Origin of the sequence: Rhodobacter capsulatus, from assembly GCF_003254295.1 — a bacterium.
Taxonomy (GTDB): Bacteria; Pseudomonadota; Alphaproteobacteria; order Rhodobacterales; family Rhodobacteraceae; genus Rhodobacter; species Rhodobacter capsulatus.
Window position 1 is genome coordinate 207,356 of record NZ_QKZO01000002.1, and the last position, 18,155, is coordinate 225,510.

Below are 18,155 nucleotides of genomic sequence, written 5' to 3' on the forward strand. Positions count from 1 at the left end.
GGCGGGCGCATCGGGCCGCGTGCTAGCCTGCGCAAAAGCCCGGAGGTGATGATGCGAAAGATGCTTCTGTGCGCCGGGCTGATGCTGGCGCTGGCTGCGCCGGTTCGGGGCGAGGAGGCGGGGCAGGGCGATCTGAACCCGCCCGAGATGAGCCTTGAGCGGGTGTTGCGCGATGTCGGGCGGGGCGAGACCTCGATGACCCATTGCGCGAGCGGGTATTTCCTGACGAAATCGGGCGATCATAGCGCGGCGCGCGCGGTCTTTGGCCTTTGCGCCGAACGTGGCTGGACCGGGGCGATGACCTGGATGAGTCAGCTCGACGACAACGGGCTGGGCGGCCCCGAAGACCCGGCGGCGGCGGCCGAGTGGAACCGGCAGGCCGCCGCGGCGGGCGATCCGGTCGGGTTGTTCAACCGCGGTCTGGATCTTTTGCGCGGGCGCGGCGTTGCGCGCGACCCGGCGGCGGGGCGGCAGTTCGTCGATCGGGCCGCCGCGGCGGGTCTGGGCGATGCGCAACGGCTGCAGCGCGCGGGCTACGACTGGCGCGAAGTCACCCCCGATGCCGACGAGGCGCGGTACCTGCCGCAGGGCTGAGGCGCCGGTTTCGCCGTGCCCTGCGACCAAAGTCCAATGGCGCGTTTGATGCGGATCAACCGAGGCTGCGGCAAGCGGAATAGACTGGCGCCGAATGATCAGGAGAATTGGCCATGAGAAAACGTTTCATCCTTGCCGCCGTGCTGGCCGCGGCCCTTGCCTCTGGCGCGCAGGCGGACCCGACCGAGCGCATCAAGATCGACGCCGGGCGGCAGTTCTTTGACGCCAACTGCCACCGCTGCCATTCGGTCGAGGCCGACAAGGCGAGCTATGGCCCGTTGCTGGAAGGCGTCGTCGGGCGCCGCGCCGGGTCGTTCCCCGGCTATCCCTATTCGAAGGCGTTGCAGGCGGCGGGCTTCGTCTGGACCAAGGGCGCGATCCGCGCCTGGATCGAGGCGAATGACCAGCTTGTTCCCGGCACGAAGATGCGCCATGTCGGCATCACCGATCCGACGGTGCAGGATTTCATCGTCGAATATCTGGCCAGTCTGAAGCCCTGAGGGGCGGGCGGCGCGGATCTGGCCGAGGCCATCGCCGAGGCCCTGCGCATCATCCGCCCCGCGACCGCCGGGGGCCCAAAGGCTCTCGGCCAGCGCCCGCCCCGCCCATGGCGGGCGCTTCTCGCCCGCCGGGACGGGCGTCGGCCTCTGCTGTGCCTCGCCGATGCGGTTCTCCGCCCCCCCCCCGGTCGAAACGGGCGGGGAAAGGCGATGCCTTTCCTTCTCCGCCCGAAACAGGCCGCTCTGCAGGGGTCGTAAGACCAATGGACAATACCCGCCGCTGCCGCCCCCGCCGATACTTCGCGAAGCCGTGATCAGACCTGTGCGGGGCGTGATCGGACAACAGGGAGGAATAAGACAGATGAACCGTTTCGTTCTGGCCGCGGTGGTGGCCCTGACATGTTTCGGCACCGCGCAGGCGGGCGGCGTGACCGAGGAGGATCTGCGCAACGACCAGCAGACCGCGGGCGACGTGGTGACGAACGGCATGGGGCGCGATCTGCAGCGGTTCAGCCCGCTTGCTACGCTCAACCGCGACAACGTCAAGAACCTGATGCCCGCCTGGGCCTTCAGCCTGGGCGGCGAGAAGCAGCGCGGCCAGGAAAGCCAGCCGATCGTCTATGACGGCGTCATGTACATCACCGGGTCCTATTCGCGGCTTTACGCGATCGACATCCACAGCGGCAAGGAGCTCTGGCAATACGACGCCCGCCTGCCCGAGGGCATCCTGCCCTGCTGCGACGTGATCAACCGCGGCGCCGCGATCTATGGCGACAACGTCTATTTCGGCACGCTCGACGCCCGCATCGTCGCGCTGGATCGCAAGACCGGCGACGTCAAGTGGAACAAGAAGATTGCCGATTACAAGGAAGGCTACAGCTATACCGCCGCGCCCCTGATCGTGAACGGGCTCGTCATCACCGGCAATTCGGGCGGCGAATTCGGCATCGTCGGCGAGGTGCAGGCGCGCAATGCCGAAACCGGCGAACTCGTCTGGACCCGGCCGATGATCGAGGGGCATATCGGCACGCTGAACGGCAAGCCCTCGACGATGACGGGCACGCTGAACGCGACCTGGCCGGGCGATCTGTGGAAGACCGGCGGCGGGGCAACCTGGCTTGGCGGCAGCTATGATGCCGAGACCGACACGCTGATCTTCGGCGCGGGCAACCCCGCGCCCTGGAACAGCCATCTGCGCAACGCGGGCAAGCCGGTCGAGGGCAACAAGGGCGACAACCTTTACGCCGCCTCGCGCGTGGGGATCGACCCGGCGACGGGCGAGATCAAGTGGCACTTCCAGACCACCCCGCGCGAGGGCTGGGATTTCGACGGCGTGAACGAGGTCGTGGGCTTCGTCGACAAGGACGGCAACAAGCGCTTTGCCACCGCCGACCGCAACGGCTTCTTTTATGTGCTCAACCGCGCGGACGGCAAATTCGTCAACGCCTGGCCCTTCGTGAAGAACATCACCTGGGCCAAGGGCATCGGTCCGGATGGCCGGCCGATCTACAACGAGGACAACCGCCCCGGCGCCCCCGATGCCGCGGCCGAGGGCGGCAAGGGCCAGCAGATCTTTGCCGTGCCGAGCTTCCTGGGCGGCAAGAACTGGATGCCGATGGCCTACAGCCAGACCACGGGGCTCTTCTACGTCCCCTCGAACGAATGGGGGATGGACATCTGGAACGAGCCGATCACCTACAAGAAGGGCGCGGCTTACTTGGGCGCGGGCTTCACGATCAAGCCCTTGTTCGAGGATTACATCGGCTCGCTCAAGGCGATCGACCCGAATACGGGCGCGGTGAAATGGGAATACAAGAATGACGCGCCGCTGTGGGGCGGCGTGATGACCACCGCGGGCAAGCTGGTCTTCACCGGCAACCCCGAGGGCGAGTTCCTGGCGCTGGACGCCGAGACCGGCGAAAAGCTGTGGTCGTTCCAGACCGGCTCGGGCATCGTCGGCCAGCCGATCACCTGGGAACAGGACGGCGAGCAATATGTCTCGATCATCTCGGGCTGGGGCGGCGCGGTGCCGCTTTGGGGCGGCGAGGTGGCCAAGCGCGTCAATTATCTGAACCAGGGCGGCACGGTCTGGACCTTCCGGCTGCCGAAACAGCTCGCCTCGGTCAACTGAGGGCGCCATCACGGCAGCGGGCGTCCGGGGGACCCTGGGCGCCTTTTGCCTGCGCCGGGCCAATGCGACCATTGGACAATACGGGGGCGGCGCTATGATTGTTAGGGTGGAGAGACACTTATCGCCCAGGGGGCGGAGAGAGACAGGACAGGCCCGATGACCCCGGAACCCGCCGCCGCCGCCAGCCCGCGCACCGATTTCCGCTCGGCGCTGATCGTCGATGACCACCCGCTGTTTTGTGACGCGCTGGCGATGACGCTGCAGGCGGTGGCCGGGATCGAGGAGATCGCCAGCGCCGACAGTCTGGAAACCGCGCTGATCCGGGTCGAGACCGCCGAGGGGGCACCGGCCGACGTGCTGGTGCTGGATCTGAACCTGCCCGATGTGAACGGGCTGGACGGGCTGATGCGGCTGCGCCAGGCGGCGCCAGACATGCCGATCGTGGTGGTGTCCTCGATCGACGATCCGCGGGTGATCCGCGCCGCGATCTCGGCGGGGGCGGCGGGCTTCGTGCCGAAACATTCGCGCCGGGAATTGTTCCGCGCCGCCTTTGCCGCCATCGCGCGCGGCGAAATCTTCGTGCCGGAATCGACCGGCGACAGCCTTGCCACCGGCGACGGCATGAGCCCGCAGGACGAGGCCATTCGCCGCCTCAGCCTGCTGACGCGGCAGCAGGCGAACATCCTCGAACAGATCTGCGCGGGCAAGATGAACAAGCAGATCGCCTATGACCTGTCGATCGCCGAAACCACGGTCAAGGCGCATGTGACGGCGATCATGCGCAAGCTGGGCGTCTATTCGCGCACCCAGGCCGTGCTTTTGGCGCGCGAGGCGCAGATCAATGCGCCCTTGCCGGAAGGCTGGCGCAAGCCCTAGGATGCGCGCGGAAGTTGAAATGCCAAAGCGGCAGGAGGAGGCTGCGATGGATCACCCCGACAGCGGGCTTTGGCGGGGGCCGGCCGCCGCCGTGCCCGCGCGCGCGGCGGTCTCTGCCGATCTGCCCGATCCCTTGCCGCGTCTGGCGCGGGCGCTCGGCCCCGGGCCTTTCGCGCAGGTCTTCCTGTTTGCCAGCCCCGAGGCCGATCTGGCGGCGCTGGCCGCCGCGGCCCCCGCAGTCTTCGGCGCGGCGCGGGTCTGCGGCTGTTCCACCTCGGGCGAGATCACCGGGCGCGGCTATGACAGCGGCCAGATCGTCGCCTTTGCCCTGCCCGCCGCCGGGTTCGAGGTCGAGCAGCTGGTGATCGAGCGGCTGGATGCGCTGGATCCGCGGACGCTGATTGCCGAGGCCCTGCGGGCGCGGCAGGCTTTGGGGCGGCGCGCGCCGGACTGGCCCCACGAGGCGGCGGTGCTGCTGATCGACGGGCTTTCGGGGCAGGAGGATGCGCTGGTGGCGGCGCTTTCGGGTGGCTTGGGCGCGGTGCCGGTCGTCGGCGGCTCGGCGGGGGACGGGGCGCGGTTCCGGACGGCCCCGGTCTTTGCCCGCGGCCAGCTGCGCGAGAATGCGGCGGTGCTGACGCTGATCCGCTCGGCCTGGGAATTGCGGCCGTTCAGCTTTGCGCATCAGCGCCCGACGGCGCGGCGGATGGTGGTGACGCGCGCCGATCCCTCGCGCAGGCTGGTGGAGCGGATCAACGACGAACCGGCGGCGCGGGAATATGCCCGTGCGCTGGGGCGGCTGCCCGAGCAGCTGACGCCGTTCCTGTTTGCCGCGCATCCGCTTCTGGTGCGGGCGGGCGGGCGGCATCATGTGCGCTCGATCCAGCAGGTGGCGCCCGATGGCGGGCTGACCTTCTTTGCCGCGATCGACGAGGGGCTGGTGCTGACGCTGGCCGAGCCGGTCGACATGGTGGCGCATCTGCGCGCGGAGCTGGCGGGCCTGTGCGCGGGCGGGCGTCCTGCGGTGATCCTGGCCTTTGACTGTTTCTTTCGCCGCCTTGAGGCCGAGGGGCGCCAGCTGGGCCGCGAAATGTCCGAGCTGCTGATGCAGCACGGGGTCTGGGGGCTGTCGACCTATGGCGAGCAGGTGGGGGCGATGCATGTGAACCAGACCCTGACCGGGCTGGCCTTTTACCCGCCCGAGGCGCGCCGATGAGCCCCGAGGACCTGCAGGCGGCGCAGGCGCTGGTCGATCCCCGCGATCCGCCCGAGCGGCAGACCGAGAAGCTTCTGACCATCGTCGGCGCGCTGATCCGCCATGCCGAGGAAACCCCGAAGGATCGCGGCGCCGCCTGGGTGCAGTTCGAACGCGCCGCGATGCTGGAAGAACAGGTCCGCGACCGCACCCGCGATCTGGAACGGGCGCTCGATCTGCTCAATGCCTCGAATGCGCGGCTGGCCGAGGCGCATCGCGAGACCGAGGCGGCGCGGCTCAACCTCGCCTCGGCGATCGAGACGGTGCAGGAGGGATTCGCGCTGTTCGATGCGAATGACGTGCTGGTGATGTGCAATTCGCGCTTCAACGCGCTGTTGCCCGACATCCGCGCGCAGATGAAACCGGGGCTGACCTTCACCCGGTATGTCGAGATCGCCGCCGGGTCCCGCCATCTGGGCATGCCCGACGGGATGACGCGGAACGACTGGGTGCGGATGCGGCTGATGCGGCATCAGCAGCACCATTTCATCCTGACCCAGCAGATGGGCGAGGATCGCTGGGTGCAGGTGTCCGAACATCGCACCCGCGAGGGCGGCACGGTGATCCTGCAGACCGAGGTGACCGATTTCATCCGCCGCGAACGCGAGGCCCGCGGGCGACGGCTGGACGATCAGGCCGCGGTGCTGCGGCCCACGCTCGAACATCTGAAGATCGGCGTCTGTCTGTTTGACGTGCGGCTGCATCTGCTGGTCTGGAACGAGCGTCTGGCGGAATTTCTGACCCTGCCGCGCAACCGGCTGTGGCGGGGGATGCATTTCGACGCGCTTCTGGAACAGGTGCGGGGCCAGTTCATCTTTCCGGGCGGCCATTCGGCGCGGCAATTGTCGGATTGGGTGCGGCGCGCGCGCAGGCTCGAGACCTTTCAGATCGAGGTCACCCGCGACGGCGGGCAGGTCTACGAGATCTTCGCGCAAGAATTGCCCGATGGCGGCTTCGTGGTGTCTCTGGAGGACATCACCGAGGTCCGCTCGACGCTTGCCGAGTTGAGCCGGGCGAACGAGACGCTGGAGGCGCGGGTGACCGAGCGCACCTGCGAACTGGAAGATGCGCTGGCCAGTGCCGAGCGGGCGAATGCGTCGCGGGCGCGCTTCGTGGCGGCGGCAAGTCATGACCTGTTGCAGCCGCTTTCGGCGGCCAAGCTTTATCTGGCCAGCCTTGGCGATGACGCGCTGACCGCACCGGCCCGGCGGACGCTGGAGAAGGCGCAGAACGCGCTGTTGTCGGTCGAGGGGATTCTGGGCGCGCTTCTGGATATCTCGCGGCTCGAATCGGGGCGGGCGGCGATCGACCCTTCGGCCGTGCCGCTCGGGCCGGTATTCCGGCAGCTGGCCGATGAATTCGCCCCGGCGGCGGCGCTCAAGGGCTTGCGGCTGCGGGTGCGCCCGACCGAAGCGGTGGTGTTTTCCGACCGCGCCTATCTGCGCCGGATCCTGCAGAACCTGATCTCGAATGCGATCCGCTACACCGCGCGGGGCTCGGTTCTGGTGGCGGCACGCCGACGCGGCGGGCTCTGGCGGGTCGAGGTGCGCGATTCGGGCCAAGGCATCGCCGAGGAACATCAGGACCTGATCTTTCGCGAATTCCAGCGCATCGACGCCCATGCCTCGGCCTCCGAGGGGATGGGGCTGGGGCTGGCCATCGTCGAACGGGCGGCGGCGCTTTTGGGCCATCCGCTCTCGCTGCGCTCGGCCTCCGGCTGCGGCGCGACCTTTTCGCTCGATCTGGCGCAGGCGGCGCGGCCGGTCACGCGCGTCGAACCGGGGCGGGCGGTGCCGCTGGCCCGCGATGCCGAAGCTTCGGAGCTGGTCGTGCTGCTGGTCGAGAACGACCCGGAGCTGTCGCGGGCGATGGTGCAGCTGCTGGAGACATGGGGGGTGAGCGTGTTCGACGTCCCCTCGGGCGAGGAGGCGCTGGCGCTGGTCGCGGCGACCGGGCTGGTGCCCGACCGCTGTCTGATCGACTATCAGCTGGGCGCGGGGATGAGCGGGCTGGACTGTCTGGCGGCCCTGCGGGCGCGGCTGGGGCCGGTGTCGGCGCTGATCGTCACCGCCGACCGCAGCGAGGCGCTGGGCGCCGAGGCCCGGGCGCTGGGGGGGGCCGTGCTGCAAAAACCGATCCCGACCGAGGCGCTTTCAGAATTCCTCTTTGGCGCCGGATCGGGCGGCGCGGCCGCTACGCTGTGACGATCCAGCCGCCGCCGAAGATCCGGCTGCCTTCGGTTTCGTAAAAGACGCAGGCCTGACCGGGGCTGACGCCTTCTTCGGGCTCGATCAGCTCGACCTCGGCGGTGGTGGCCGAGAGCGGCCGCAAGATCGCCGGCCGCGGCGCCCGGGTGGAGCGGATCCTCACCGAGACCTCCCGCTCCGGGCGGCTTTCGAACGGCTCGTCGCCCAGCCAGTTGATTTCGGCCACCCGCAAAAGCCGCGTGGCAAGCGCCTCCTTCGGGCCGACGATCACCCGGCGCGTGTCGGGATCAAGCTTCACCACGTAAAGCGGATGATCGCCAAGGCCGCCGATGCCCAGGCCGCGGCGCTGCCCGATGGTGTAATGGATCACGCCCTTGTGATGACCCAACACTTTGCCCGCAAGATCGACGATCTCGCCCGGATCGGCGGCGCCGGGGCGCAGCTTCTCGATCACGCTCGCATAATTTCCGTTTGGCACGAAGCAGATATCCTGGCTGTCGGGCTTGTCGGCGACAACGAGACCGAATCTGGCTGCCAGCTTGCGGGTCTCCGCCTTCGACGGCAGATGGCCGAGCGGGAATCGCAGGAAGGCGAGCTGCTCGGGCGTGGTCGAGAACAGGAAATAGCTCTGATCGCGCATCGGATCGGCGGCCGAGTGCAGCTCGGGCCCCTGGGCGCCCAGCTTGCGCTGGATGTAGTGGCCCGTCGCCATGCAATCGGCATCGAGATCGCGGGCGGTTTCCAGCAGATCCTTGAACTTCACCCGTTCGTTGCAGCGGATGCAGGGCACGGGCGTCGCCCCGGCCAGATAGGCATCGGCGAATTCCTCGATCACCGCTTCGCGGAAAGTGTTTTCGTAATCAAGGACATAGTGGGGGAAGCTCATCGCCTCTGCGACGCGGCGGGCATCGTGGATGTCCTGTCCCGCACAGCAGGCGCCCTTTTTCGCCAGCGCCGCGCCGTGGTCGTAAAGCTGCAAGGTCACGCCGATGACATCGTAACCTTCCTCCTTCAGCATCGCGGCCACGACCGAGCTGTCGACGCCGCCCGACATGGCAACGACCACGCGGGTCTCGGCGGGCGCCTTGGGCAGGCCCAGCGAATTCAGGGGAAGATCTTTCGGCATCGCAACAGTCCTTTAACCAGACCTGCACGAATATAGGAAAATGCGATCTACTCTCAACCCTTGGCTAAACCCAGCGTTAAGGCCCTCGGCGCATTCTGCCCCCATGAAGACGAGGGGGGTGAGCCCATGTATCTGAAAAAAGTGGATGGCCCGCGCGCAGTTACGCTGCCCGACGGGACGATTCTGACCCGGGCCGATCTGCCGCCGAAGGAAACGCGTCGTTGGGTGGCGTCGCGCAAGGCGATCATCGTGCATGCGGTGACGCATGGGCTGATCGGACGTTCGGAAGTGCTTGAACGTTACGGATTATCGGAGGAAGAATTCGATATCTGGGCCGAAGCGGTCAAGAAACACGGCATTGCAGGGCTGAAAGTGACGGCGATCCAAAAGTACCGACAACTTTAAGTTGCAAATGAACAGAATCCTGCGACAGTAACTACGTGTTAACCATTTGGTGACAAGGTCGAACGTGATCGAGGGATTAATGCGGAGAACCCAGGATGCGGATTTTGTTGGTGGAGGACGACCCGACGACCTCTCGCAGCATCGAGCTGATGCTGACCCATGCCAACCTCAACGTCTACTGCACCGACCTCGGTGAAGAAGGCATCGACCTTGCGAAGCTTTACGACTACGACCTGATCCTGCTCGATCTGAACCTTCCCGACATGAACGGGCTCGAGGTGCTGCGTCAGCTGCGATTGGCTCGTGTCGACACGCCGATTCTGATCCTGACCGGTGCCGATGACACCGAGAACAAGATCAAGGGCTTCGGCTTTGGCGCCGATGATTACATGACGAAGCCCTTCCATCGCGAAGAGCTGGTGGCCCGGATCCATGCGATCATCCGCCGCTCGAAGGGGCATTCGCAGTCGATCATCCGCACCGGCAAGATCTCGGTCAACCTCGACGCCAAGACGGTGGAAGTGGGCGGCAAGCCGGTGCATCTGACCGGCAAGGAATACCAGATGCTGGAGCTCTTGAGCCTGCGCAAGGGCACGACGCTGACCAAGGAGATGTTCCTCAATCATCTTTACGGTGGCATGGACGAGCCCGAGCTGAAGATCATCGACGTCTTCATCTGCAAGCTGCGCAAGAAGCTGGCCGAAGTGACGGGGGGCGAGAACTATATCGAGACCGTCTGGGGCCGGGGCTATGTGCTGCGGGACCCTGATCAGGGCGACCTCGACCGCCGCATGGTCGTGGGCGCCTGAGCAGCGGCTTCGCACTGGACGCTCCTTGCGGCTGCCCCTAAATGGGACAGCCGGAGGAAAGACATGATGAGCGCAGCACCGTTTTCGGACCTGGACAGCCTGACCCGCGCCGAGGCGGAGGCGGAATTGCCCGCGCTTGTTGCGCGGATAGAGGCGGCGAATCATGCTTATCATACCCTCGATGCGCCCGAGATTTCGGATGCCGACTATGACGCGCTGAAGCGGCGTCTGGCGGCGATCGAAGCGCGCTTTCCTGATCTGGCGCAGGCGGACAGCCCGACGACGCGGGTTGGCGCTGCCGTGGCCGAAGGATTTGCCAAAGTCGCGCATGAGATTCGCATGCTCAGTCTGGAAAACGCCTTTCTGGATGCGGATGTGGCGGATTTCGACGGGCGGATGCGCTGCTATCTCGGCCTCGGGCCCGAGGTGGCCTTGCCCTGCACTGCGGAACCGAAGATCGACGGGCTCTCGCTGTCCTTGCGCTACGAAGACGGGCTGCTGGTGCAGGCCGCGACCCGGGGCGATGGCGAAGTGGGCGAGAATGTCACCGAAAACGCCCGCACCATTGCCGACATTCCGCAGCGCCTGACCGGGGCGCCCGCCGTGCTGGAAGTCCGGGGCGAGGTCTACATGAGCCACGCCGATTTCGCGGCGCTGAATGCGCGGCAGGCGGACCGGGGCGACAAGAGCTTCGCCAATCCGCGCAATGCCGCGGCGGGTTCGCTGCGCCAGCTCGACGCCCGGATCACCGCCTCCAGACCGTTGAAATTCTTCGCCTATTCCTGGGGTGTTCTGTCCGCCCCCTTGGCCGATACGCAAATTGGCGCGATCGAACGGCTCAAGGATCTCGGGTTTCAGACCAACCCGCTGACCCGGCTTTGTGCCGATACCGGGGAGATGCTTTCCCATTACCGCGCGATCGAGGCGCAGCGGGCGGTGCTGGGCTATGACATCGATGGCGTCGTCTACAAGCTCAACGACCTTGCCCTGCAGGCGCGGCTTGGCTTTCGGTCGACCACGCCCCGCTGGGCGATCGCGCATAAATTCCCCGCCGAACTCGCCTGGACCCGGCTGGAAAAGATCGAGATTCAGGTCGGCCGCACCGGGGCGCTGTCGCCCGTCGCGCGGCTGGCCCCGGTCACCGTCGGCGGTGTCGTCGTCTCGAATGCCACGCTGCACAACGAGGATTACATCGCCGGGCTCTCCTCGAAGGGCGAGGTGATCCGCGACGGCAAGGACATCCGCGAGGGCGATTGGGTGCAGGTCTACCGCGCTGGCGACGTGATCCCCAAGGTCGCCGATGTCGATCTGTCGCGTCGCGATCCTGCCTCGCAGCCCTTTGTTTTCCCGCATCTTTGCCCGGAATGCGGCTCCGAGGCGCTGCGCGAGGAAGGCGATGCCGTGCGCCGCTGCACCGGCGGTCTGATCTGCCCCGCACAGGCGGTGGAGAAGCTGAAACATTTCGTCTCGCGCGCCGCTTTCGACATCGAGGGGCTGGGCGCAAAACAGGTCGAGGCCTTTTACAAGGATGGCTGGATCCGCGAACCGGCCGAGATCTTCACCCTGCAGGCGCGCTTCGGCGCGGGCCTGCAACAGCTGAAAAACCGCGAAGGCTGGGGTGAGAAATCCGCGCAAAACCTGTTTCAGGCGATTGAGGACAAAAGGAAAATCCCGCTTGCCCGGCTGATCTTCGCGCTTGGCATCCGCCATGTCGGCGAAAGCTCGGCGGCGCTTTTGGCGACGCATTATCTGACCTGGGAGCGGTTCGAAGCCGCGATGAGCGCCGCCGTGCCCGAGAGCGCCGACTGGCAGGAACTGCTCAGCATCGATGGTGTCGGCGAGACTTTGGCCGCTTCGGTGACCGCGGCCTTCCATCCCGGCGCCGAACGCGACGCGATCGACCGGCTGGTGGCGCATCTGAGCGTCGAGCCCGCCACGCCGCGCGCAAGTGACAGCCCGGTGGCCGGTCTGACCGTCGTCTTCACCGGCACGCTCGAACGGATGACCCGGGCCGAGGCGAAAGCCCGGGCCGAGGCGCTGGGCGCCAAGGTCGCGGGCTCGGTTTCGGCCAAGACCGACATTCTGGTGGCCGGTCCGGGCGCCGGGTCGAAGGCGAAGAAGGCGGCGGAACTGGGCGTCAAGGTGCTCGACGAGGAGGCCTGGCTGCGCCTCATCGGGGCGACATGACCGGGCGGCCTGCCGCGCTCTTTCCGCTTTTCGCCGCGATCGAGACCCTGCCGGGGATCGGGGCGAAGACGGCCAAGGCCTTGGAAAACCTTGGTATTACCCGCCCGCGCGATGTGCTGTTCACGCTGCCGCAGGCGGTGATCGACCGCCGTCCGGTCAGCTCGATCCGCGATGTGACACCGCCGCTGACGGTGACGGTTGAGGTCGAGGTGCTGACCCATATGGCGGCGCGCAACCGTGCGGGCCCCTCGCGCGTGCTGGTGCGCGATGGCGCAGGGGTGGAATTCACCCTCGTCTTCTTTCACGCCCGCGGCGATTATCTGGAGAAATTGCTGCCCAAGGGCGGGCGGCGGCTGGTCTCGGGGCGGCTTGAGCTGTTCGACGGCTTCGCGCAGATGGTGCATCCCGACCATGTCCTGCCGCTGGACGAGGTCGGGAAACTGCCGCGCTTCGAGCCGGTCTATCCGCTGACGGCGGGAGTGACGCAGCGTGTCATGGCGAAGGCGACCGAGGGGGCGCTGACCCGCTTGCCCGAGCTGCCGGAATGGATCGATGCCGCCTTGAAGGCCCGCGAAGGCTGGCCCGGCTGGGCCGCGGCGCTGCGGGCGGCGCATGCGCCCGAGGCGCAGGCCGACACCGCGCCGACCGCCCCCGCGCGGCAGCGTCTCGCCTATGACGAGCTTTTCGCGCATCAGATGACCCTGGCTCTGGCCCGTCGTCAGGCCCGCCATCCGAAGGGCCGGATCACCGAGGGCACCGGGGCCTTGACGGCCAAGGTTCTGAAATCGCTTCCGTTTCATCCCACCGGGGCGCAGTTGCGCGCCAGTCGCGAGATCGCCGCCGACATGGCGAGCCCAAGCCGGATGAACCGTTTGCTGCAGGGCGACGTGGGCGCGGGCAAGACGCTGGTCGCCTTCCTTGCGCTGCTTACTGCGGTCGAGGCGGGCGGGCAGGGCGTCTTGATGGCGCCGACCGAAATTCTGGCGCGGCAGCATTGCGAGGGGCTGGGTACGCTCGCCGCGGCCGCCGGGGTGCGGATGGAGGTTCTGACCGGTCGTGACAAGGGGGCGGAACGGGCGCGCAAGCTGACGGATCTGCGTGAGGGGCGGATCCAGATCTTGCTGGGCACCCATGCGGTCTTTCAGAAAGATGTGTTTTTTCAGGATCTTCGGCTGGTCATCATCGACGAGCAGCACCGTTTTGGGGTGACGCAAAGGATGGAGCTGGGCGCCAAGGGCGAGATGGCCGATGTGCTGGTGATGACAGCGACGCCGATCCCGCGCTCGCTGGCGCTGGCGCAATATGGCGACATGGATGTGAGCCTTTTGGATGAAAAGCCGCCCGGGCGGCAACCGGTGACGACGGCGCTGATCTCGACCGCGCGGATCGGCGAGGTGGTGGCGCATCTGGCCCGCGCCGTGGCCGAGGGGCGGCAGGCCTATTGGGTCTGTCCGCTGGTCGAGGAAAGCGAACGCGTCGATCTGGCCTCGGCCGAGGAGCGTTTCACGCATCTGCGCATGGTGCTGGGCGAGGGGGTCGTCGGGCTGGTGCATGGGCAACTGCCGCCCGCCGAAAAGGACGCCGCGATGGCGGATTTCGTGGCGGGAAAGACCCGGGTTCTGGTCGCGACGACGGTGATCGAGGTGGGGGTGAACGTGCCCGATGCCTCGATCATGGTGATCGAACGGGCCGAGACCTTCGGTCTGGCGCAGCTGCACCAGCTGCGCGGCCGGGTCGGGCGGGGCGCTGCGAAATCGACTTGTCTGATGCTCTATCAGGCGCCGCTGAGCGAGAGCGGCGAGCGGCGGCTGTCGATCCTGCGCGACAGCGAGGACGGATTTCGCATTGCGGAAGAAGACCTTGCGATGCGCGGCGCGGGCGATGTGATCGGCACGGCGCAATCGGGTCTGCCGCGGTTCCGCATCGCCGATCTGGAACGGCAGGCCGGATTGATGGCGCTGGCACAAAGCGATGCGCGGACGTTGCTGGCGATGGACCCGGGGCTGAACAGTCCGCGCGGGCAGGCGGCGCGGATGCTGATGTGGCTTACCGAGCAGGATCGGGCGATCCGGCTGATCGAAGTCGGTTAAATGTTCTTAAAATGTTCTTGACGCATCGGCTGGAACATGAGAACAAAATGGCAACAGGAAGGAGACCTGAGATGCAGCACCGTCCGACCCCGTTTTTCGCCCGTGAGACCGCCGAATTGGCGCAGGATATGCTCGGGGCGCTGTCGCTTTGCGCCACTTTCCTTGCCGTGCTTTACTTGCCCGGCCTGTTCTGACCGTCACTGCCACGCGCTTTCGCGACCCTGACGTCACATCACGGCCGCCTGTCCCCAAGGGCTTTGCCCGGAAAGCGCTTCCTGCGCCGCCATCCCCGGATGGCGGCGTTTTTTTACAGCCGATAGGCCAGACGCAGCCCGCCCCAATGCCGCCCGGAAACGAAGATCGGCGCCGAGAGATCCTTCATCAGCACGAAATTGCCGCCGCCCATGTCGCGCCGGTAGATCTGCAACAGGAAAGGCGCGGTCGATTGCCCGGCGCGCAGCCCGACGCGGTCGTTGAAAATGCGCCGGTTGCGGCAGTTCGCGGCGTTCCAGACCGGGTCCGGCCCCTGCGGCTGCGAGAATTTCCGATTGTGCGTCGGCAGATAGCCGTTGCGATCGACGGCGGCGCAAAACACGATCTCAGGCGAGAGGCTCAGCACCCGTTCCTGCACCGCGGGCAGAACGGCGTCGGTGAAGCCGGTGAAGGGCGCCATCACCTGCGCCGGATTGCTGCCCGCGATCGGGCTGTAACGCGCCTCGAAGAGCGTGCCCGCATTGATCCGGCCCGCGGAAATGCCCGCCTCGAACAATTGGCCCACCTCTTCGGCGGCGGATTTCACCGCCTCGATGAAGGTATTGTCGGCCAGCGCGCCGCCCAGCTCGACCGCCTCCTGCACGATGGTCTCGCCCGCGATGATCAGGGTCCGGGTCTTTTGCGTCGCCGCATGCACCTCGGTCGAGGTTTGCTGCATGCCATCGGCCATGCGCCGGAACGCCGGGCCGAAGGAGGCATTGGCGCTGTTCACCTCGGCGGCGCGGGTGGCGATTTCGGTCACCGCCGCGCGGGTCTGCGTCAGCCCGCCGAGCATCCGCCCAAGCGCCGCATCGGTGCCCGAGGCGCCGGTCAGCACCGCATCGGCATCGGTCGAAATCGCCCCGGCCTCGTCATGCAGGGCGCGGATCGAGCCGGTCAGCCCGCCCACGGCACTGCCGATCCCCTCGGAGGCGGCGGCGGTCTTGCGCGACAATTCGTTGATCGCCTCGGCCACGACGGCAAAGCCGCGGCCCGCGTCGCCCGCCCGGGCCGCTTCGATTTTCGCGTTGATCGCCAGGATGTTGACCTGCATCGCCACGGATTTGATGCCGGCGTTTTCCGCCTGAACCCGGGTCAGGGTCGCGTTCAGCTCCTCCATCCGCGCGATCGCCGAGCGCACCCAGCTGGCAATCGTCTGCGCATGGGCCGAGGTCTCGCGCAGCTGCGCCGCCGTCTCCTCGACCATGCCCAGCGTCGCATCGGCGCTCTGGCCGACGCGCTGCGCGCCATCCAGCACCCGGGCATTGGCGTCCTGCACCGTCTCGGCCGCCGTCTGCGCGCTGCGCAACAGCGCAAGCTGCGAATCCGCAAGCTTTTCCAGCGCCTCAAGTGCACCGGCCACCTCGGCGACATCCCGGCCGAGATCGAGCGCGTCGGTCGCGATGCGGGTGATGCGCCCTTCGGAGCTGGTCGGAAGGGACGGGGAGGGAGCGGGCTGGGTCATGCAAGGTCCGGATGAGTTTCAGCCCACCATCGCATGCGCCCCTTGCACAAGAGTTAAGGTCCGTTCTCAAACTGCCGACAAGGCCGCCAAAGTCGCCTCCGGCGCGAGCAGAATCGAGGCGTGGCGGTTCGGATAGTCGCGCGCGGCGGTCAGAACCTCGTATGGCGCGAAGGGCGCGGCGGGCACCGGGCCACCCCGGAGCATGGTGGCCAGAGCCTCGCACAGCGCCGCCACCTCGGCGCGCGAGCGCCCGATCACCGCGGCGCCGAAAATCGCGGCCGAGGCCTGGCCCAGCGCGCAGGCCTGCACGGTCTGCGAAAAGGCGGCGATGCGCCCGCCCTCCAGCCGCAGCGCCACCGAGACGGTCGAGCCGCAAAGCGGCGCCCGTTTCGTCGCGCGCAGCGCCGGATCGGGCAGGGGCTCGGTATGCGGGATCGCGGCGGCCAGCGCCAGCACGCGATCGGCATAGAGTTTGAAAAGATCGGCATCGCTCATGGCTTTTCCCCGCAGGCTGCGCAGGTTAGATAGACCGGGACACGCAGGGAGGAAAGCATGGGTTTCGATCCGCAGAGCCTGAATTATGATGCGAACGGTCTGATCCCGGCGATCGCGCAGGAGGCGGGCACGGGCGAGGTGCTGATGATGGCCTGGATGAATGCCGAGAGCCTGGCGCGGACGCTGGCGACGGGGCAGGTGACCTATTGGAGCCGCTCGCGGCAGGCGTTCTGGGCCAAGGGCGAAAGCTCGGGCCATGTGCAGAAGCTGGTCGAGCTGCGGATCGATTGCGACCGCGACTGTCTGTTGCTGCTGGTCACTCAGGCGGGTCCGGCCTGTCACACCAACCGCCGGTCCTGTTTCTACACCGCGCTGCGCGGCGGCGAAGAGGTCGAGATTCTGACGCCGATGGCGGAGTGAGCGCGACGCCCGACGGCTTTCGGCCGCTTGCGGGCGGCAAGCCCTCTCGAAGTCAAGATGGTGCGGGTGGTCGGACTCGAACCGACACTCCTCGCGGAAACAGAGTTTGAGTCTGTCGCGTCTACCATTCCGCCACACCCGCACGTTGCACCGCCTGCAAGGTAGAGCCGGGTCGAAGCCAGGCCGCGGGCGGTCTTCTGCTGGCCGGTCGGGGCGGATCCGCTCCGTCCCGGCCGGTTTCTCGCATCTACCCTTGCGCGCGGGATCTGACAAGAGCAAACGGCGCGGCCGGTTCAGGGCGTGGTCCGGCTGAAACTGTCGCAGGCCGTGACCTGGCCGGTCTTGAAGCCCTGGGCGAACCAGAACTGGCGCTGATCCGAACTGCCATGGGTGAAGCTGTCGGGCATCGGGCGGCGGCCCGCATGGCGCGCCAGCGTGTCATCGCCGATCCGCGCCGCCGCCCGCATCGCCTCGGCCACGTCGCCGCGCTCGAGCGTGCCGAGATCCGCGGCGGCATGATGCGCCCAGACCCCGGCGAAGCAATCCGCCTGCAGCTCGAGCCGCACCGAAAGCGCATTCGCCGTGGCCGGGTCGGCGTTCGCGCGCGCGGCCTCGACCCTGTCGAGCAGGCCAAGCTCGTCCTGCACGCGATGCCCGATCTCATGTGCCACCACATAGGCGGCGGCAAAATCGCCCGCGGCGCCAAGCTCTTGCGAGAGCCTGTCGAAAAAGGCCGTGTCCAGATAGACCTTGCCATCGGCCGGGCAGTAGAACGGGCCGGTCGCCCCCGAGGCGGTGCCGCAGGGCGAGCGCGTCAGCTGCGAAAACAGCACCAGAACCGCCGGGTGATAGACCCGCCCCAGATCGTTGCGGAAGATCCCGGCCCAGATCTCCTCGGTATCGGCCAGCGTCACCGAGACGAAATCGCCCATCGCCCGGTCGCGCGCGCTCAGCGCGCCGCCGTCTTCCACCTGCGGGGCCGTCCCGCGCGGCAGCCCGTCACCGTGCAGCCCGTCCCTGTGCAGCCCGTCGCTGTTCAGAAGCGGCGTCAGATCCACCCCGAAGACCCAGCCCGCCAGCACCAGCGCCAGAAGGCCAAGCCCGCCCGCGCCGCCGGGCGAGATCCGCCGCCCGCCGCGCCGGTCTTCGATATTGTCGCCGCCGCGACGGTCTTCGATATTGTCGCCGCCGCGCCGGTCCTCGATGTTGTCGCTGCCGCGACGGCCTTGCCACCTCATCGCGCCCCTCCCGATCACGGTTGCGAAATTAGCCCCGCAAAGCCGCCCCGGACAGGGGGAAAACGTCGCGCCCCGGCTTGACGCCGCCCCCCCGCCTTGCGATGC

The 18,155-nt window shown here is 67.3% G+C and carries 16 protein-coding genes and 1 tRNA gene; 12 read left to right on the top strand and 5 right to left on the bottom strand.

Annotation, left to right across the window (positions count from 1 at the left end):
• Positions 1-51 precede the first annotated feature (51 nt).
• The 6 genes from LY44_RS03390 (at position 52) to LY44_RS03415 (ending at position 7,560) form a co-directional block, all read left to right on the top strand.
• Entirely contained in the window at positions 52-594 is a 543-nt protein-coding gene (locus LY44_RS03390; RefSeq protein ID WP_055208960.1) for a tetratricopeptide repeat protein, read from the top strand.
• Between the two features lie 113 nt (positions 595-707).
• The gene (locus LY44_RS03395; protein WP_055208593.1) at positions 708-1,094 is read left to right on the top strand and encodes a c-type cytochrome; all 387 of its coding nucleotides are present in this window, start codon (positions 708-710) and stop codon (positions 1,092-1,094) included.
• Between the two features lie 361 nt (positions 1,095-1,455).
• Positions 1,456-3,225 (top strand): PQQ-dependent methanol/ethanol family dehydrogenase, encoded by a 1,770-nt coding sequence (locus tag LY44_RS03400; RefSeq protein WP_055208591.1) that lies wholly within the window; start codon positions 1,456-1,458, stop codon positions 3,223-3,225.
• Positions 3,226-3,381: 156 nt separating this feature from the next.
• Entirely contained in the window at positions 3,382-4,101 is a 720-nt protein-coding gene (locus LY44_RS03405; protein ID WP_055208589.1) for a response regulator, read from the top strand.
• A gap of 46 nt (positions 4,102-4,147) precedes the next feature.
• Positions 4,148-5,317 carry an FIST N-terminal domain-containing protein gene (locus LY44_RS03410; protein WP_055208959.1) on the top strand — a complete coding sequence of 390 codons (1,170 nt, stop codon included), beginning with the start codon at positions 4,148-4,150 and terminating at the stop codon, positions 5,315-5,317.
• Positions 5,314-7,560: a hybrid sensor histidine kinase/response regulator gene (locus LY44_RS03415; protein ID WP_055208587.1), complete on the top strand. Its 2,247-nt coding sequence runs from the start codon at positions 5,314-5,316 to the stop codon at positions 7,558-7,560. The genes LY44_RS03410 and LY44_RS03415 overlap by 4 nt, the downstream gene beginning before the upstream one ends.
• On the opposite strand, the gene mnmA is transcribed toward LY44_RS03415, so the two are convergent.
• Positions 7,550-8,689 (bottom strand): tRNA 2-thiouridine(34) synthase MnmA, encoded by a 1,140-nt coding sequence (mnmA, locus tag LY44_RS03420; protein WP_055208585.1) that lies wholly within the window; start codon positions 8,687-8,689, stop codon positions 7,550-7,552. The genes LY44_RS03415 and mnmA overlap by 11 nt on opposite strands.
• A gap of 126 nt (positions 8,690-8,815) precedes the next feature.
• On the opposite strand from mnmA, the gene sciP reads away from it, so the two are divergent.
• The 5 genes from sciP to LY44_RS18410 all read left to right on the top strand — a co-directional run bounded on the left by sciP (position 8,816) and on the right by LY44_RS18410 (position 14,374).
• Positions 8,816-9,094, top strand: coding sequence for a CtrA inhibitor SciP (sciP, locus tag LY44_RS03425; protein ID WP_013067386.1), 279 nt, complete (start codon positions 8,816-8,818; stop codon positions 9,092-9,094).
• Positions 9,095-9,189: 95 nt separating this feature from the next.
• Positions 9,190-9,903, top strand: a complete 714-nt coding sequence (gene ctrA / locus LY44_RS03430; protein ID WP_013067387.1) for a response regulator transcription factor CtrA — start codon at positions 9,190-9,192, stop codon at positions 9,901-9,903.
• A 66-nt stretch (positions 9,904-9,969) separates the two neighbouring features.
• Positions 9,970-12,090, top strand: a complete 2,121-nt coding sequence (ligA, locus tag LY44_RS03435) for an NAD-dependent DNA ligase LigA (RefSeq protein WP_055208958.1) — start codon at positions 9,970-9,972, stop codon at positions 12,088-12,090.
• Entirely contained in the window at positions 12,087-14,180 is a 2,094-nt protein-coding gene (gene recG, locus LY44_RS03440; protein ID WP_055208581.1) for an ATP-dependent DNA helicase RecG, read from the top strand. Before ligA ends, recG begins: the two co-directional genes overlap by 4 nt.
• A 71-nt stretch (positions 14,181-14,251) precedes the next feature.
• Positions 14,252-14,374 carry a hypothetical protein gene (locus LY44_RS18410; RefSeq protein WP_262985710.1) on the top strand — a complete coding sequence of 41 codons (123 nt, stop codon included), beginning with the start codon at positions 14,252-14,254 and terminating at the stop codon, positions 14,372-14,374.
• A gap of 113 nt (positions 14,375-14,487) precedes the next feature.
• Here LY44_RS18410 and LY44_RS03445 read toward each other — a convergent pair whose 3' ends face one another.
• Both LY44_RS03445 and LY44_RS03450 read right to left on the bottom strand, forming a co-directional pair.
• Positions 14,488-15,897, bottom strand: coding sequence for a methyl-accepting chemotaxis protein (locus LY44_RS03445; protein ID WP_055208579.1), 1,410 nt, complete (start codon positions 15,895-15,897; stop codon positions 14,488-14,490).
• A gap of 66 nt (positions 15,898-15,963) precedes the next feature.
• Complete coding sequence (locus LY44_RS03450; protein ID WP_055208577.1) at positions 15,964-16,392, bottom strand: iron-sulfur cluster assembly scaffold protein; 429 nt, start codon at positions 16,390-16,392, stop codon at positions 15,964-15,966.
• 57 nt (positions 16,393-16,449) lie between these two features.
• Here LY44_RS03450 and hisI point away from each other — a divergent pair, with 57 nt between their 5' ends.
• Entirely contained in the window at positions 16,450-16,812 is a 363-nt protein-coding gene (hisI, locus tag LY44_RS03455; RefSeq protein ID WP_055208575.1) for a phosphoribosyl-AMP cyclohydrolase, read from the top strand.
• Between the two features lie 58 nt (positions 16,813-16,870).
• On the opposite strand, the gene LY44_RS03460 is transcribed toward hisI, so the two are convergent.
• Both LY44_RS03460 and ypfJ read right to left on the bottom strand, forming a co-directional pair.
• Positions 16,871-16,954: transfer RNA gene (locus LY44_RS03460), tRNA-Leu, on the bottom strand.
• Positions 16,955-17,105: 151 nt separating this feature from the next.
• Positions 17,106-18,050 carry a KPN_02809 family neutral zinc metallopeptidase gene (gene ypfJ / locus LY44_RS03465; protein ID WP_055208573.1) on the bottom strand — a complete coding sequence of 315 codons (945 nt, stop codon included), beginning with the start codon at positions 18,048-18,050 and terminating at the stop codon, positions 17,106-17,108.
• Positions 18,051-18,155 lie beyond the last annotated feature (105 nt).

Coding starts and splice junctions, on each gene's coding strand:
- LY44_RS03390 (WP_055208960.1), top strand. CDS start 52: ATGCGAAAGATGCTTCTGTGCGCCGGGCTGATGCTGGCGCTGGCTGCG.
- LY44_RS03395 (WP_055208593.1), top strand. CDS start 708: ATGAGAAAACGTTTCATCCTTGCCGCCGTGCTGGCCGCGGCCCTTGCC.
- LY44_RS03400 (WP_055208591.1), top strand. CDS start 1,456: ATGAACCGTTTCGTTCTGGCCGCGGTGGTGGCCCTGACATGTTTCGGC.
- LY44_RS03405 (WP_055208589.1), top strand. CDS start 3,382: ATGACCCCGGAACCCGCCGCCGCCGCCAGCCCGCGCACCGATTTCCGC.
- LY44_RS03410 (WP_055208959.1), top strand. CDS start 4,148: ATGGATCACCCCGACAGCGGGCTTTGGCGGGGGCCGGCCGCCGCCGTG.
- LY44_RS03415 (WP_055208587.1), top strand. CDS start 5,314: ATGAGCCCCGAGGACCTGCAGGCGGCGCAGGCGCTGGTCGATCCCCGC.
- mnmA (WP_055208585.1), bottom strand. CDS start 8,689: ATGCCGAAAGATCTTCCCCTGAATTCGCTGGGCCTGCCCAAGGCGCCC.
- sciP (WP_013067386.1), top strand. CDS start 8,816: ATGTATCTGAAAAAAGTGGATGGCCCGCGCGCAGTTACGCTGCCCGAC.
- ctrA (WP_013067387.1), top strand. CDS start 9,190: ATGCGGATTTTGTTGGTGGAGGACGACCCGACGACCTCTCGCAGCATC.
- ligA (WP_055208958.1), top strand. CDS start 9,970: ATGAGCGCAGCACCGTTTTCGGACCTGGACAGCCTGACCCGCGCCGAG.
- recG (WP_055208581.1), top strand. CDS start 12,087: ATGACCGGGCGGCCTGCCGCGCTCTTTCCGCTTTTCGCCGCGATCGAG.
- LY44_RS18410 (WP_262985710.1), top strand. CDS start 14,252: ATGCAGCACCGTCCGACCCCGTTTTTCGCCCGTGAGACCGCCGAATTG.
- LY44_RS03445 (WP_055208579.1), bottom strand. CDS start 15,897: ATGACCCAGCCCGCTCCCTCCCCGTCCCTTCCGACCAGCTCCGAAGGG.
- LY44_RS03450 (WP_055208577.1), bottom strand. CDS start 16,392: ATGAGCGATGCCGATCTTTTCAAACTCTATGCCGATCGCGTGCTGGCG.
- hisI (WP_055208575.1), top strand. CDS start 16,450: ATGGGTTTCGATCCGCAGAGCCTGAATTATGATGCGAACGGTCTGATC.
- ypfJ (WP_055208573.1), bottom strand. CDS start 18,050: ATGAGGTGGCAAGGCCGTCGCGGCAGCGACAACATCGAGGACCGGCGC.